Origin of the sequence: Pseudomonas sp. FP215 (genome assembly GCF_030687795.1) — a bacterium.
Classification (GTDB): Bacteria; Pseudomonadota; Gammaproteobacteria; order Pseudomonadales; family Pseudomonadaceae; genus Aquipseudomonas; species Aquipseudomonas salmasensis.
Genome location: NZ_CP117447.1, coordinates 3,695,281 through 3,710,812 on the forward strand (window position 1 = coordinate 3,695,281; position 15,532 = coordinate 3,710,812).

Genomic DNA, 15,532 nt, shown 5'->3' on the forward strand with positions numbered 1-15,532 from the left:
GTAGCCCTTATGCCTAGGGAAAGTAGTGCCGCCCAAGTACTGGTCGCCGATGAACAGTCGTCGTTGCTCGATCAATTGCTGGCCAATACCACCATCCGCCCGTCCCAGGAAGGCTATGCCGTGGCCCGCCAAGGCGTGGCTGCGTTCATCAGCGAGATCCTGCAAAGCGGTGATCACAAGCAGCCGGTCAACAAGCACCGGGTTGACCAGATGATTGCCGAGATCGACCGCGCGTTGAGCAAGCAAATGGACGTGATCCTGCATCAGCCGCAGCTCCAGCAACTGGAATCGGCTTGGCGTGGCCTGAAACTGCTGGTGGACCGCACGGACTTTCGCGAAAACATCAAGCTGGAAATGCTGCACGTCACCAAGGAGGAGTTGCTGGACGACTTCGACAACGCTGGTGATATCACTCGCAGCGGCTTGTACAAGCACGTCTACACCGCCGGCTACGGCCAGTTCGGCGGTGAGCCGGTGGGGGCGATTGTCGGCAACTACACCTTTGGTCCCAGCTCGCCGGACATCAAGTTGCTCAGCTATGTAGCCTCCATCGGTGCCATGTCCCATGCGCCGTTTGTGTCGGCGGCCGGGCCGGAACTGTTCAACCTCGAAGGCTTCCAGGGCCTGCCCGACCTCAAAGAGATCAACGATATTTTCGACGGCCCCCGCCACACCAAATGGCGCGGCTTGCGCGAGTCCGAAGACGCTCGCCATTTGGCCCTGACCTTGCCACGTTTCTTGCTGCGCACGCCCTACAGCACTGAAGACAATTCGGCCCGCAGCTTCGGCTACAACGAAACCGTCGACGGCAACCACGACAACTACCTGTGGGGCAACACCGCGTTCCTGATGGCCTCGCGCATCACTGACAGCTTTGCCCGCTACCGCTGGTGCCCGAACATCATCGGCCCACAGTCCGGTGGTGCGGTGGATGACCTGCCGGTGCACCTGTACGAGTCCTTCGGCCAGTTGCAGGCCAAGATCCCTACTGAAGTGTTGATTTCCGACCGCAAGGAATTCGAGCTGGCCGAAGCCGGTTTTATCCCGCTGACCATGCGCAAAGACAGCGACAACGCGGCGTTCTTCTCAGCCAACTCGGTGCAGAAACCCAAGAATTTCCCCAAGACCCGCGAAGGCCAGGAAGCCCAGACCAACTACAAGCTCGGCACCCAGTTGCCGTACCTGTTTATCGTCAATCGCCTGGCCCACTACATCAAGGTGCTGCAACGCGAGCAGATCGGTAGCTGGAAGGAACGCCAGGACCTGGAAAGCGAGCTGAACACCTGGCTCAAGCAGTACATCGCCGATCAGGAGAACCCGTCGACCGACGTACGCAGCCGTCGCCCATTGCGCGCCGCAAAAATCGAAGTGCAGGACGTCGAGGGCAACCCGGGCTGGTACCAGGTGTCGTTGGCGATACGGCCGCACTTCAAGTACATGGGGGCCAACTTCGAGATCTCCCTGGTCGGTCGGCTGGACACCCAATAAATGCGCGGCGCCAGCCTGTTCGAACGCCTGGAACCCGATGCACCGCGCTACCGCCAAGGCTGCGCGGACGAGCAGGCGCACCAGCGTATCGAGGCGATCAAGCGTCACTTGGAGCAGGTGCTCAACTCACGCCAGGGCTGCTCACAAAGCAGCCCTGAACTGGGCCTGCGCGACTTCAACGGCGTCACCCAGGCCAGCAGTGACCTGGTGTTGGCCATCAGCGCCGATATCCGGCGTTCGGTGGAAGCGTTTGAACCGCGCATCAAGGTCACGGGCGTGCGCTATCAGCCCGACCCGGACCTGCCGCTGGAGCTGAACTTTCGCCTGGATTGCCAGGTGCAGGTCAACCACAAGGAAGAACAGGTGCAGATCGAAGTGGCCATGCACGGCCGCGACGGCTACACCCGCGTGAGATGAGGATGCGATGGACTTGAAACAACGCTTTGCCGAGGAGTTGCGCTACCTGCGCGAACTCGGCCGCGAGTTCGCCGAGGACAACCCGCAACTGGCGCAGTTTCTTGGCGATCAGGCCGGCGACCCGGATGTGGAGCGGCTGCTGGAGGGCTTTGCCTTCCTCACCGCCAAGCTGGGCATGAAGATTGATGACGACCTGTCGGAGCTGACCCACCCGCTGTTGCAAATGCTCTGGCCCAATTACCTGCGGCCCCTGCCCAGTGCGACCATCATCCGTTTTACACCGCTGCCAAATGCGATCAGTCAACGCAAGGTGATTCCCAAAGGGACGCGGCTGTTTGCCAACCCTGTGGACGGTATTTCCTGCGAGTTTCGCACCTGCACCGACGTCAACCTGTACCCCTTGGCGTTGCACGCCGTCAGCGATGCCCACAGCCGCGAAGCCTCGACACTGCGCGTCGACCTTAATGTGTTGACCCAGCAGCCGCTCGACAGTCTTGAATGCGACCAGTTGGACTTTCACTTGGGCGGCGACAATGCCACCGCGCTGACCCTGTACCTATGGCTGGCCCATTACCTCAAAAGCATCACGCTGTACGTCAACAACACGCCTTATCGCCTCAACCCCGACGATCTGGATTTTCCCGGTTTCACCCCCGACGAGGCACTGCTGCCCTACCCGCGCAATGTGTTCGATGGCTACCGCATCCTGCAGGAATATTTTGTGTTCCCGCAGCGCTTCCACTTTTTCAGCCTGACCCGGCTTGCCAAGGTCTGGCCGGCCGTCACCACCGGGCAGATACGCTTCGAATTTCAGTTCTCGCGGCCGATGCCGGTCAATACACACCTGCGCACCAGCGACCTGCATCTGTTCTGCGCGCCGGCAGTCAATCTATTCCGCCACGATGCCGAGCCCATCATGCTGGATGGGCGCAGCCAGGAACGCCGTATCAGCCCCACGGGCAACCGCCAGGATGCGTATGAAATTTTCAGTGTCGACCACGTGGCCGGTTGGGACGCCGCCGACAAGGAGCGTAAAGGCGACCCATTGCGGCGCTTCACCCCGTTCGAATCGTTCCAGCATGAGATCGAACATGCCCGGGGCCGCACGGCACTGTATTTCCGCACGCATATCGAGGAGTCCCACGGACGTGAAGGCTTGCGTCATCGCATCGCCTTTGTGCGCGGCGATGAAAGCCTGTATATCGGCGAAAACGAAGCAGCTTCGATCGAATTGACCTGTACCAACCGCGACCTGCCGCAGAGGCTGGGTATCGGGGATGTGTCGCGGTCTACCGAGGCCACACCCTCGTTTGCCACCTATACCAATCTGATTGCGCCGACGCGCGGCTACCGGCCGGTGTTGGACAGCAGCCTGCACTGGACGCTGATTTCCAACCTGTCGCTCAACTACCTGTCATTGCTGTCGCCCGAGCCGCTCAAGGCGGTGATCCGTGCCTATGACTTTGCCGCGCTGCACGATCTGCAACAGGCCCGCGCCACCCGCAAACGCCTCAACGGCATCCAGGATGCGGTGACCACGCCCATCGACTGGCTGATGAAAGGCCTGCCGGTACGCGGCGTGCAGACGCGCTTAAAACTGGACCAGGACGCTTTTCTCTGCGAGGGCGAGCTGTACCTGTTCGCCAGTGTGCTTTCGCACTTCTTCGCCCTGTACGCAAGCATCAACTCCTTCCATCGCCTGGAAGTGATCAATACCACTAACAACGAGCGCTACGAATGGCCACTGTTGACCGGCAGACAACCCGTGATCTAGCTGACCTGCTGCTGGCCGACGCGCGAAACTATTCGTTTCACCGTCTGCTGGAGCACCTGCACGCCTTGCATGGCGATGACCTGGAAGCACGGCCCCTGAGTGATGCGGTGCGCCGTCGCGTACGCCTGCAAAGCCATGCGGGGCTGGGGTTTCCGGCCTCCGACGTGGTGGAGGCCGCACGCATTGAGGACGATCGTGAAGAGGTGCGCTATCGCTTGCAGACCAGCTTCTTTGGCCTGCACGGTACGGATTCGCCACTGCCCGGTTACTACCTTGATCGCCTGGCCTACGAGCAGGCCCAGGAGCGTGGCATTCGTCCGGCGTTCATGGACTTTTTCAATCATCGTTTGCTGACGCTGCTGCACACCAGCTGGCGCAAGTACCGCTACTACGTTCGCTTCCAGGCCGAGGCCACCGATCGCTTTTCGCGGTACGTCTTCTCGATGGTCGGCCTGAATGACAACGACCTGCGCGGCGCCACCCCGCTGCCCTGGGGCCGATTGCTGAGCTTTGCTGGCTTGATCGCCAACCGCAGCCGCTCGCCGTCGGTGGTGTCCGGCATCGTCGAGCACTGTTTCGACCTGCACGGCGTGCATATCCGTGAGTTCGAGGCCCGCTCGGTGAGTTTTGCGCAACGCCAGCGCCTGGCGCTGGGCAAAGCCAACGGCACCCTGGGCAGCAACTTTGTGGTGGGTGACCGCAGCAAGACCCGCGCCAGCAAGTTCACCCTGGTGATTCCCAACCTGACCCAGGCGCGCTTTCGTCAGTTTCTGCCCAGCGGCGATCAGTTCGGGCGCTTGCGCCAGTTGATGGATTTTCTGCTGCGCGATACCACCGCCTACGACCTGGAACTGGGGCTGCGCGAAGAAGATGTACCGCCGTTCAACCTGCAACGCGCCAGCGGCACTCACCTGGGTTGGACCAGTTTTATCGAGCACCAGCAACAACGCCATCCCGCCGTAGTGCGGATTCGGGGGCGCGCATGAAGCTGACCCTGGTCATCAGTAATCCCGCGCAGTTGCTGCACGGTTATCTACCCAGCCACCGCTTTGGTCCGCAGGGCGGCAGCATTGGCAGTACCGCAGCGGATTGGCATCTGGTGGATCGGCAGAACAGTGTGCGGCCTAACCACTGCGATATCCGCGTTGTCGAGGGGCGTTTTTGTGTGATCGACCGCAGTGGCTGCACCTACGTCAATGGCCATGATCTGCCGGTGGGTTGCGACAGTGCGGTAGCACTCAACGATGGCGACTTCTTGCAAGTGGGCGCCTATCGAGTGGCCGTGCAGTTTGGCGAGCATGCGCCAGGGCAACGCTCGCTCGAAGCGCTGTTCAGTGGTCGCCCGGATGGCCTGCTGGAGTGGCACCTGGAGGAGGTAACGAACCCTCCGCTGGCCGAAGTTGCACCTGTGGTTTGCCCGGAATTCGAACGCCTTTGCCAACCCGTGGATTTAAGCGAGCAAGGCGATCCGCTGCGGGCGATGCATAAAGCGCCGCCGCCCAAACCGCTGGCGGATAGTGGCGCGCCCGCACACAAGCGCAGCTTCAGCCTGTTCAGCAACCTGCGCCTATGCACCTTGTTGTTGGCCTGCCTGGCCCTCGGCGGCTGCACCATGCTCGGCAAGATCGGCCAGGTGATCTGGACGCCTTCTATCCCGGTCGGCGGCCCCGACGATCAGCCCAGCCGCTACTCCCTGAGCCTGCACGCCAGCGATAACGTCAACCCGCGCCTGATCAGCACCGGCACCGCACCGGTTGAGGACGAAAACCGCTCGCCTTACACCCTCAACGTCCAGGCCGCCAGCCCGCAGGCGCTGACGGACAAAGTGCAAACCCTGCTCAACCATCTTTACGAAGCCGTGCCAGCGCAATCGTTGCTAACCATTGAGCCCACGCCTGCGGAGCAAATGTCGCCCATCGAGGACGCACTGCTCGGCGCTTACGACGCCCAGGGCGTGAGCCTGACCACCCCATGGGGCAGCCCGGCGCTGGAGCATGTCGCTACGCCAATCGCCTTCAAGGTGCTGCAACTCACCGATGACTCGCTGCTGGTCAACGCCAGCCCCGAAGCCCTGGCCGAGGACCTGAAAAAGACCTTGGGCAGCACCTACATCCGGGCCGACGACTACCTGCTCCAGCCCGGCCAATTCAAGTTCATCGACCTGCGTGCCCTGGATGAAGACACGCGTTTTATCGCGGTGATCGCCAACTACCACAGCAGCGACGTCGGCCAGTGGAAACAGCGCCTACGCGTCGAGCCCAAAGGCCGGCAGTACGCGGTGCTGGTGCAGCTGGACGCCACCCAGGTCAGCCTCAAGGGAGAAACCCGATGACGCCCTTTTCAGCCGCTTTTGCCCCGAGTAATTACTGATGAGTTCACGCAACCCCGTCATCTGGCATGAAGGTTTGTTCGTCAAGCCCCAACACTTCCAGCAACAGGCCCGCGCCGCCGAAGCCGCCGTGCATCAGCGCCTGCACAGCCTCAACGACGCCCTCTACGGCTTCAGCGAACTGACGCTGAACACCGAGTACCTGAGCTTCGGTAAAGTCGCCATTACCCAGGCACGCGGGATCATGCCCGACGGCAGTGTCTTCGATATTCCCCACGACCTGGCGCCGCCCTCCCCGCTGGAAATCGCCGACAGCAGCGCGGTCAACCAGATCGTTTACCTGACGCTGCCACTGCGGTCCAACGGCGCCCTCGAAGTGCGCTGGCCCGACCAGTACGGCAACAGCCGCTACATTGCCCGCCGCGAGGAAATCCGCGATACCCACAGCGATGACGGCGATCAGGTCGGCATGGACCTGGCCGTACCCAACCTGCAACTGATGCTTGAACGCAGCGACCGCAGTGCCTTCACCGGCATCGCCCTGGGCAGGATCAAAGACAAGCGCCCCGACGGCAGCCTGGTGATGGATGAGCACTTCTATCCCACCAGCCTGTCCCTGCAAGCCGTGCCGGCGCTGCATCGCTACCTCGGCGAAGTGGCCGGGCTGATGCGCGAGCGCGCCAAGAACCTGGCCCAGCGTATCGGCTCACCGGGGCAGTCGGGGGTGGCCGATGTCACCGACTTCAACCTGCTGCAAACCCTCAACCGCTTGTTCCCGCTGTTCCAGCACCTGGCCCGGCAACGCCAGGTTCACCCGGAGCGGCTGTACATCGCATTGGCGCAAGCCTGCGGCGAACTGGTGACCTTCACCGATGAAGGCCACCTGCCCCAGGAATACCCGGCCTACCAGCACGACAACCTGCGCGAATCCTTCCAGATCCTGGAGCACACCCTGCGTCGCGCCTTGGGCACCGTGCTGCAACCGCGCGCAGTGTCGTTGCCCATCGTCGATCAGGAGTACGGCGTGCGTAGCGCCGCATTGAACGACAAGCGCCTGTTGGACAACGCCGAGTTCATCCTCGCCGTGCGCGCCGGGCTGCCGGCGGAGACCCTGCGTCAGCAACTGCCCCGGCAGATCAAGATCAGCTCCACCGAAGGCCTGGAGCAACTGGTCAGCCTGCAACTGCCGGGCATTCCACTGCGGCCGCTGCCGGTGGCGCCGCGCCACCTGCCGTTTCATGCCGGCTTCAGCTACTTCGAACTCGACCGCCATCACCCTGCCTGGCAAAGCCTGAGCAGTGGCAGCGGGTTCGGTTTCCATATTGCCGGTGAATTCCCGGAGCTGGAATTGCAGTTCTGGGCGATCAGGAGTGAGAGAGATGAATGAAGCAACGCCCACCGAAACCCCGCCACCTGCGGGCAACAATCAGCTCTTGAGTTATTTGCAACAGGCGAACGGCAGCAAAGAACCGGACCCCACTGAGGAACAGGCCAAGCCAAAGCCGCCGGTGCTGCTCGCAGACCCTGAATTCGACATCCGTGGCGTGGCCTGGAACCCGCTGTGCGATGCCGCCACGCCGCTGATCGGCCTGGTCATCCGCCTACGCCGTCTGGACCACCACCATGACGTGCCTGCGTTGTACCAAAGCGTCAGCAACCAGATTACTGCGATCATGGAAGAAGTCCGCCAGCTCGACTACGACGCCGGCATGCTCAAGGCCTACTCCTACAGCCTGTGCCTGTTGGTGGATGAGGTGGTCATGCGCACCACCTGGGGCAGGCTCTCCACCTGGAGCGCACGCTCGTTGCTCAGCCAGTTCCACGGCGAGACCCGAGGCGGCGAAAAATTCTTCACCATCATGAACAACATGATCCCCGAAGCCGCCAGGTACCAGCATGTGCTGGAGTTCATGTACCAGTGCCTGATCTCCGGCCTCAAAGGCAAATACGGCGCCCACGCCAAGGGCGACGACGAAATACGGAAAATCATCGACCAATTGCACGGATTACTACGCCCTCTTCGCGGCGAAACACCCAAACGCCTCACCGACCCGCTGACCAACGTCGCGCCGCGCAACTACCGAATAAAACGCGCCTGGCCATTGTGGACGCCATGGGCCATGGCCGCCGTCGTGCTGACCGTCGCCTACACGATTTACTCGATCCGCCTGAACACCATCACCCAGCAGGTGCTGGTGTCGCTGGAGCGGGTGCTGCACCTGTAACCGAATTTCAGCGCGCTCATGTCGAGCGCCTGCAAAGCCATGGCCGTTTCGGCCATAAACCGCGACCTCAAGGTCGCTCAATCATCGCGACAAGGAGCTTGTCATGCCAACACCCGCGTATATCAGCATCCACGGCAAAAACCAGGGGCATATCTCCAAAGGTGCGTTCACCGCAGACTCGGTGGGCAACGTTTATGTAGAAGGCCATGAGGACGAAATTCTTGCCCAGGCCATCGACCACACAATATGCACGCCTACCGACCCGCAAAGCGGCCAACCCGCTGGCCAGCGCGTGCATAAACCGCTGATTTTCACCAGTGCGCTGAACAAAGCCTCACCAATGCTCTATCAAGCCCTGGCCACCGGCGAGACGCTGCCAACCGTTGAGGTCAAGTGGTTCCGCACTTGCGGGGAGGGCAAACAGCAGCATTTCTTCACCACCAAACTCGAAGACGCCACCGTCGTCGAGATCGAAACCGTACTGCCCCATGCACAGGACAGCAGCAAGGCCAACTACACCCAACTGATCAGGACCAGCCTGGCCTACCGCAAGATCAGCTGGATTCATGTAGTCGCCGGCACTGAAGCTTCGGACGACTGGCGCAAGCCGGCAGCAGCGGGTTAAGCGCGTACCCGGCTCCGTCGCTGCGGCTCGTGCAGCGGCGGACCCTTCACTGACTTGAATCCTATTAAGGAGGCTCTATGCCTGCCGTCGTACTGGTCGGACACGACCATGATTGCCCTTTGTGTGGCCCCACCACCGTCGACAGCGGTGCCCGCAGCATGACCGTCAATGGCAAAGCTGTCGCCCGTGTCGGCGACACCCTCGGATGCGGCGCCGTGATCACCAGCGGCTCACGCTCTATGACCGTCGAAGGAAAAGCCGTGGCCCGGGTTGGCGACACCACCGACCACGATGGAAAACTGGAAAACGGTGATAGCAGCTGGTTGATCGACTGACACTTACATACTGAAATGGAGGCCCCATGCCCCGTCAAAGCGACCTGCGTTACACCTTCGAACCGCTGCGGGGCGATCCCTTCGAAGTGGTCTCGTTCACCCTTGAAGAGGGCTTGTCCCAGCCCTTCAAACTCGAACTGGAACTGGTCAGCCACCACCCCGCCATCGACTTCTACCGCATGCTCGACCTGGCCGCGGTGTTTACCATTTGGCGCGACGACACACCGGTACGCTACGTGCACGGCCTGGTCAGCCTGTTCCAACAGGGCGATACCGGTTTTCGGCGCACCCACTACACCGCCGTGGTCGAACCGACTCTGGCGCGTTTCAACCTGCGTTCCAACTGGCGAATTTTTCAAAGCCAGACCGTGCCCGACATCATCACCAGCATGCTGGCCGAGCATAAACTGACCGACATCCGCAGCGAAATCTGCTTCGATCACCAACCTCGCGAATACTGCGTACAAGCCGGTGAAACCGACCTCGACTTCATCGCCCGCCTCGCCGCCGAAGAAGGCCTGCTCTACACCTTCGAACACCGCGCCGACGGCCACACCCTCGTGCTCACCGACCGCGTCGGCGGCCTCGGCACCATCGGCACCCACACCGACTGCCCGGTGATCTACCAGCCCATGGGAGGTGGCGACTCCAAGGAGCCCGCGTTAAACCGCTTCCACTACACCGAACAAGTGCGTACCGCACGCCAGGTGCAGCGCGACTACACCTTCACCCACCCGCGCTACGACCAACAGCACACCGCCACCGGCGACCAGGACTTGAAAAACCAGCACAAGGACTACGAACGCTACGACTACCCAGGCCGCTACAAACGCGACATCGCTGGCAAACCCTTCACCAAGACACGCCTAACGGCGCTACGCAACGACGCCAAGCTGGCGCATGTGGAAGGCGACGATGAACGCCTGCAACCGGGGTTGGCCTTCGACCTCAACGATCATCCCCGTGAGGACTTCAACGACCGCTGGCGCACCATCGCCATCAAGCACGAAGGCAAGCAACACACCAGCTTGCAGGAAGAATCCTTTGGTAGCGGCCTCGGTACCTCTTATTCGTTGAAAGCCAGCGCCATCCGCTGGACCTCGGATTGGAAGGCGCCGCTGCGCCCCAAACCCTGCATCGACGGCCCGCAGATTGCCACGGTGGTCGGCCCGCCAGGAGAGGAGATTTATTGCGATGAATGGGGTCGGGTCAAGGTGCAATTCCCGTGGGATCGCTCGGACAAAAACAACGATCACAGCTCATGCTGGATTCGTGTAGCGCAGGGTTGGGCCGGTGCGACCTGGGGCGCCATGGCCGTGCCGCGAATCGGTCAGGAACTGATTATTGGCTATTTGGATGGCGATCCTGACCAGCCCATCGCCACGGGCCGCACCTACCGCGAGACCAATCTGCCGCCGTATGAGCTGCCCAAACACAAGACGCGGATGACCATCAAGAGCCAAACCCATAAAGGCAATGGCTTCAATGAGCTGCGTTTTGAGGATGAGCTAGGGCACGAGGAGGTGTTTATCCATGCTGAAAAGGACAAGAACGTTCATGTCAAACATGACAACACAACGTTTGTAGGTAATAACCGCAAAGAAGAAGTAGGCAATGACGAGCAGATCACTATCGGGAACGACCAGTCCCACGTGATCGGCCGGGACCACACGCTCTCGTCGGGACGTGACCATGAGACAACTGTCGGTCGGGATCGCAGTGAGCGGGTCGGCAATAACCGCTACGACACCACAACAGCCAACCACCACAGCGAAGTGGGCGGCCACTGCCAGCAAACGATCTCGGGGCAACATCGTCTAACTGCCGGCCAAGGCATACACCACACCACCACGGTCTACCAACTGCAAGCCAGTGAGCGTGTGGTCTTCCAAAGCCCGGGAGGTAGCCTCACGCTCGACGCGCAAGGCATTCACCTCAATGGCATAGCGATAACCCTGCGTGGCCCGGTCAACGCCACAAACCCAGGCAACGGCCAAGCCCTGAAGCTGCAGCTGCAGCCCGAAACAGGTCAGGCCTGTGTGGAGAAAAACCGATGAGGCCGGCGAGCGTCCAGGCGTTCGTGGCCGAACAGCATGCGCCCGATGCCACCCTGTATTTATTACTCGACCCCTTGGCCGACTGCGCCGCAGACGATCCATTACGCATAGAGGTATTGCGCCAAACGCTCGGCGACGATGCCGTCACGCCTGTGCATCGGCCCGATCTGATCCATACGCCGTCGGCCTGCCCGGCACTGGTGGCCCTCGCGACACCCGGAACTTCGCCGTCGCAGGAACTATTGGCGCTATCTGCCTTACGCGCTCATGAGGAGATGGATCGTCACAAGCGTTACGTGTGCGGCTGGCTCAGTAGCAGCGCCCCCTCCCAGGCGCTAAGTGCCCACATCGTTTCGCTCGGGCTACTGCCCTCGAAGCAAGGCCAAGTGTTTTTCCCGATCCATGAGCCCGTTCGGCTGGAGTTGTTGGCTGGCACCTTCGACAAAAATGAGGGGCCCTGGTGGCCCATTCGACGCTGGTTCCTGCCCACAAGCAGCGGTGCCGGCAGCGTATTGGTGGGCGCGCCCGAACGTCGCACCGTACCGGGCAGCCACACGACGGCGGTACAGCAGGACGCCCCCTTGGTTGCGGCCTTGTTGAGCGGTTGGCGTCGCGCACTCCAATTGCCGCTGGCGTATGCCCCGGCTCGCTGGAGCGGCCCTACTGCGCTGCCGCCCCAAGCGGCGGCACAAGCCTATATCCATATCCAGCAAGCCCGTCAGCTTGGGCTTAGCCGCCAGGACGACATCCTGACACTCGCCTTGCATCGCCTGATGCTGCATCCGCATCTGCACCAGCACACCGGCTTTCGCGCCGTGATTGAACAAGCGGTTCAGGGGCAAGCGCCGCTCAGCCAACTGCTGGTCCCCTACAACGACATCGCCTTGCAAAGGGCAGTGTCGGACCTGACCTATGCCGGAGCACCTCAATGACCTTGGGCACACAACTGGGCATCGTTATAGCCGAAACCGCCGTTTCAAACGATCAATGCAAAGCCTGCCAACGTAAAGGGTTGCCCATCCTGCCATTGCGCCACGCACTGGTGCCGCGCTCACCGAATGAGCCAGTGCGTCCGGATACCGTGCATATCGATACGCGCCTGGGCTTGCGCACCTTGCGCGCCGGCTACCTGTATGTCTTGCTCGATCGCAAAACCTGGCAGGCTTACCAGATCAGCCCGGACGGTTATCTACGTCAATTCAACCCCTACGCACCGCCGCCCGCCAACGAGACCCCGCTGTCCGATGCGTGCGTCGCGGCCAACCACGACTGCCCGGCCTCGTTCCTCAACATCGACACTGAAAAACACACCCAAGCGTGGCTGGCGTTTGCCAATGACCCGTGGCCCGCCAGCGTGCTGGACGCCTACAAGGCCGGTCAGGCATCAGAGCGGTTCCAGACACTCGACCTCGCCAGCGCACGCGACAACCCCGCCAGCGTTGGCCTGGCCATGACCGATGAAAACCTGCAGGTGGACAAGCAGGTTTACGAATACCAGCACCACCCGACAAGCCCATTGCCCATCCCTACCGAACCCGACTGGCGTTTTTATGAGCATCCCCCGCAAGAGGCAGCCCCAAGATTCGACAGCGTGCACGGTTTCCATAGCCGCGCCCATCGCCTGGGCGCGCTGAAGGGCTTCCTGCGCAGCGCCATCCCACAGCACAAGCTCCAACAAGGCGTCCTCGCGTTTGTACTGGATGACATCGTTGGCCTGGTGCAGGAACTCAACGACACGCGCAACCGCTGGGTGCAGCAGCGCCAGGCCTGGATGAACGACCCGGACCGGGCTTATCGCTACCAGACCTCTCAGTTACTGCTGGCCATTCGCGAAGTCCATCGCGAACAGGCAGAAGGCCAGACGCCCCTACCGGCGTCTGTCGAGCCCATGACCGGCGATGGCCCACCGGTATTTTCCAGCCCTGAGCAGCAACGCGAGCGAATCGTCCAGAAGCGCACACTCGCCCACAACCAGAAACTGGAGGAACGCTACGATGAACAGAGCCGTGCCCTGTTTCACCAACTGTATGAGCAGGAATGCGCCAACTATCAGCGTTACATCGACCAAAGCGCACACGCCTACGCGGCAGCGTGCCGCTCCAGCCTGTTCGTGTGTGTCGAGCAAAATGACTACGACGGTAATGACCGCCCATCAGGACGGGCCTACAGCCAGACCATGGCGCTGTGCCTTGAAGGTGGTATCAGTGAAGCGCCCGCGAGTCAAGATAACGGCCATACCGCCTCCCTGTGGAGTGAATGGCTGAACGACCCACAGAGCCCGATCTACCGCGCCCTTCTCTTGCGTGACAAAGGCTTGCTGGCCGATCTGTTGCCCAGTTTCAATGCAACAGGTGATGGCGACTGGAACGACAGCGAAAAGCTCTACTCCACCCTTACCAAGCTCATCGCCAACGACGACTTCAAGCAGCATGTCCGCCCCCGTCTACAGCATGCCATGGCGCAGCTCCTCGGCGCCCTCAATGCCGCTGCCGCCCGCTTGCAACCGTCACTCGGCCCTGGCGTGGGGCGGGCGGTTTCGCGTCTCAACAGTGCCAGCCAACTGCTCTACAACGGTATTCATCTGACCGAACTCAAGGTGAAGATGAAGCTCGGTGAATACTACGCCCTGCAATGCGAGCACCTGCGCAACCTGCAACGCAAGGCCGCTGATGCCATCGACCGCACCTGGGAAGGCCTCAAGGACGAGTTGGGCAAAACCGACGAAGAGGCCCACAAGGTGCGCAAACAGGTGCGCCCGTTGATTCAGGGCGGCCTGCTCAGCCTGGCGGTGCTGGACCCCAAAATAGCCAACCTCAGCGTGACCCTCAGCGTCTGGGTGGAAGGCCAGGTCACCGAGCTGCAGGACAGCCTGATGCGCCAGGCCAACCTCGGCGTGGATCAACTGGGCAAAGGTGCCCACGCTGCGCTAGTCGAAATCGCAGTCGGGGTTGGCACCCTGGACCCGCAGGCGCGCAAGGTGTTGCAGGGGGTCAAGGTGTCCTCGTACCTGGCGGCTGGATGGGTTCGCACTGGCTTTACCGGGCTGCGTGGCGCGGTCGGCAGTAGCGGGTTTTTGATGGCGATGGGCGGGATGTACCTGCTTAGCGACTCGCTGAACAAAAGTCTCAAGGAAGCGGAGAAAGCCATGGGCGAAAAGGCCGTTGAGGCCAGGTTGGCGGTGTATGGCAGTAGTTTGGGGGTGTTGGGTGGAGGGGTGGAAATTGTAGGTATTGCACTGGAAAAAGGGGCGGAACGGGTGCAACAGGTCAGCAGCTTGTCTACCAGGGCGATAGCTAACGCAACAGCGACTTCACGGGTGGGCAACGTATTCGTACGGGCCGGGGGGAGTATTGGTGCTGTGGCGGGACTGTACGATGCTACACGAGCGGGGTTTGCTGCTAATCGTACTTGGAAGGGCGGGGATACTGACGCAATGCTCGCTTACCGAATCTCCACGTTACTTTCAGGTGTTGGCGCAGGGGTGGGCATCTGGGCTGCTGCTGTAGGTACCAGCACGCTGCTCGGTCCCCTTGGTATAGCCGTACTTCTTGGTATGGTGGGATATGCGTTTTACAAGTGGGCCGAAAGCGAGGAGTCGACACCTCTCGACCGCTGGGCTCGCCGTTGCTTTTTCGGCAACCATAACGAAGTTCCACCCATTCATTGGAACAAACCTGAACACGCACACATCGCCATTGCCGAACTCAATGCCGCGACCATTGGCGTTGAGGCCGGCGTCAACTTCCGCTTACGAATCGTCGATAGCGGCTCACATGGCTGGGGTGGCCCCATGGGTAGTGTGGGCGCACAGGTCCATGAACAGCACCTCGAATATCACCTGCTTCTGCCGTTCTTCAACGCCAACCGGTCGGCCTATCGCTGGTCACTGACGGTTCATCGCCACGGCGACGGCTCGGTCAACCAGTACACCGGCGGCGAAGTGCTGGCCGAAGGCGAATTGAATCCCCCCACCCTGGCAACCGCAGCCAGCGAACGCCGAGCGACCCTGGCTGTGCCCAAACGTCCGAACAAGCCTGATTACCGGGCAGACAGCACCACCCCCATCCAGGAAATACGCACCGTCGAATTGGCCAACGCCAGTCCCCAGCAGGTCAAGGACATCAGAGGCGCGATAGTACTGATGCCCGATACCCGCCGGCACAACATCGAGGCCGCAACTTTGTCGTTAACTTACTGGCCTAATCGCGACATTCACGACGCCTATGCGGAGCTGGAACTAATGGACACCTTATAAGCCACAGCCGACAGCGCCGTGGAGTGC

Annotated in this window: 12 protein-coding genes; all 12 read left to right on the forward strand. The window is 61.2% G+C overall.

Translation table 11 applies throughout. The annotated features are described in order from the left end of the window. Window positions 1-9 precede the first annotated feature (9 nt). The 12 genes from tssC (at window position 10) to PSH76_RS16595 (ending at window position 15,505) form a co-directional block, all read left to right on the forward strand. Window positions 10-1,488 carry a type VI secretion system contractile sheath large subunit gene (gene tssC, locus PSH76_RS16540; RefSeq protein ID WP_305492605.1) on the forward strand — a complete coding sequence of 493 codons (1,479 nt, stop codon included), beginning with the start codon at window positions 10-12 and terminating at the stop codon, window positions 1,486-1,488. Next, the gene (gene tssE / locus PSH76_RS16545) at window positions 1,489-1,905 is read left to right on the forward strand and encodes a type VI secretion system baseplate subunit TssE (protein ID WP_032892396.1); all 417 of its coding nucleotides are present in this window, start codon (window positions 1,489-1,491) and stop codon (window positions 1,903-1,905) included. Window positions 1,906-1,912: 7 nt separating this feature from the next. Further along, entirely contained in the window at window positions 1,913-3,679 is a 1,767-nt protein-coding gene (gene tssF / locus PSH76_RS16550) for a type VI secretion system baseplate subunit TssF (RefSeq protein WP_305492606.1), read from the forward strand. Continuing rightward, window positions 3,643-4,665 carry a type VI secretion system baseplate subunit TssG gene (tssG, locus tag PSH76_RS16555; RefSeq protein ID WP_098952017.1) on the forward strand — a complete coding sequence of 341 codons (1,023 nt, stop codon included), beginning with the start codon at window positions 3,643-3,645 and terminating at the stop codon, window positions 4,663-4,665. The genes tssF and tssG overlap by 37 nt, the downstream gene beginning before the upstream one ends. Then, a complete protein-coding gene (tssJ, locus tag PSH76_RS16560; RefSeq protein WP_305492607.1) occupies window positions 4,662-6,011 on the forward strand; it encodes a type VI secretion system lipoprotein TssJ in 1,350 nt (449 codons plus the stop codon). The genes tssG and tssJ overlap by 4 nt, the downstream gene beginning before the upstream one ends. Window positions 6,012-6,048: 37 nt before the next feature. Beyond that, window positions 6,049-7,395: a type VI secretion system baseplate subunit TssK gene (tssK, locus tag PSH76_RS16565; RefSeq protein WP_098952019.1), complete on the forward strand. Its 1,347-nt coding sequence runs from the start codon at window positions 6,049-6,051 to the stop codon at window positions 7,393-7,395. Next, on the forward strand, window positions 7,388-8,233 hold the full coding sequence (icmH, locus tag PSH76_RS16570) for a type IVB secretion system protein IcmH/DotU (RefSeq protein ID WP_305492608.1): 846 nt from the start codon (window positions 7,388-7,390) through the stop codon (window positions 8,231-8,233). Before tssK ends, icmH begins: the two co-directional genes overlap by 8 nt. Before the next feature lie 103 nt (window positions 8,234-8,336). Next, window positions 8,337-8,858, forward strand: coding sequence for an Hcp family type VI secretion system effector (locus PSH76_RS16575; RefSeq protein WP_305492609.1), 522 nt, complete (start codon window positions 8,337-8,339; stop codon window positions 8,856-8,858). A gap of 77 nt (window positions 8,859-8,935) precedes the next feature. After that, complete coding sequence (locus tag PSH76_RS16580) at window positions 8,936-9,193, forward strand: PAAR domain-containing protein (protein WP_032892405.1); 258 nt, start codon at window positions 8,936-8,938, stop codon at window positions 9,191-9,193. A gap of 26 nt (window positions 9,194-9,219) precedes the next feature. Next, a complete protein-coding gene (locus tag PSH76_RS16585; RefSeq protein WP_305492610.1) occupies window positions 9,220-11,250 on the forward strand; it encodes a type VI secretion system Vgr family protein in 2,031 nt (676 codons plus the stop codon). Further along, complete coding sequence (locus tag PSH76_RS16590) at window positions 11,247-12,182, forward strand: hypothetical protein (protein ID WP_098952023.1); 936 nt, start codon at window positions 11,247-11,249, stop codon at window positions 12,180-12,182. The genes PSH76_RS16585 and PSH76_RS16590 overlap by 4 nt, the downstream gene beginning before the upstream one ends. After that, window positions 12,179-15,505, forward strand: coding sequence for a T6SS effector BTH_I2691 family protein (locus PSH76_RS16595; protein WP_305492611.1), 3,327 nt, complete (start codon window positions 12,179-12,181; stop codon window positions 15,503-15,505). Before PSH76_RS16590 ends, PSH76_RS16595 begins: the two co-directional genes overlap by 4 nt. The last annotated feature ends 27 nt before the right edge of the window (window positions 15,506-15,532 follow it).

Excerpts from the sequence above, each read along its gene's own strand:
- PSH76_RS16595 (WP_305492611.1), top strand. The coding sequence starts at position 12,179 with ATGACCTTGGGCACACAACTGGGCATCGTTATAGCCGAAACCGCCGTT.
- tssE (WP_032892396.1), top strand. The coding sequence starts at position 1,489 with ATGCGCGGCGCCAGCCTGTTCGAACGCCTGGAACCCGATGCACCGCGC.
- tssC (WP_305492605.1), top strand. The coding sequence starts at position 10 with ATGCCTAGGGAAAGTAGTGCCGCCCAAGTACTGGTCGCCGATGAACAG.
- PSH76_RS16575 (WP_305492609.1), top strand. The coding sequence starts at position 8,337 with ATGCCAACACCCGCGTATATCAGCATCCACGGCAAAAACCAGGGGCAT.
- tssJ (WP_305492607.1), top strand. The coding sequence starts at position 4,662 with ATGAAGCTGACCCTGGTCATCAGTAATCCCGCGCAGTTGCTGCACGGT.
- tssG (WP_098952017.1), top strand. The coding sequence starts at position 3,643 with ATGGCCACTGTTGACCGGCAGACAACCCGTGATCTAGCTGACCTGCTG.
- tssF (WP_305492606.1), top strand. The coding sequence starts at position 1,913 with ATGGACTTGAAACAACGCTTTGCCGAGGAGTTGCGCTACCTGCGCGAA.
- PSH76_RS16590 (WP_098952023.1), top strand. The coding sequence starts at position 11,247 with ATGAGGCCGGCGAGCGTCCAGGCGTTCGTGGCCGAACAGCATGCGCCC.
- tssK (WP_098952019.1), top strand. The coding sequence starts at position 6,049 with ATGAGTTCACGCAACCCCGTCATCTGGCATGAAGGTTTGTTCGTCAAG.
- PSH76_RS16580 (WP_032892405.1), top strand. The coding sequence starts at position 8,936 with ATGCCTGCCGTCGTACTGGTCGGACACGACCATGATTGCCCTTTGTGT.
- icmH (WP_305492608.1), top strand. The coding sequence starts at position 7,388 with ATGAATGAAGCAACGCCCACCGAAACCCCGCCACCTGCGGGCAACAAT.
- PSH76_RS16585 (WP_305492610.1), top strand. The coding sequence starts at position 9,220 with ATGCCCCGTCAAAGCGACCTGCGTTACACCTTCGAACCGCTGCGGGGC.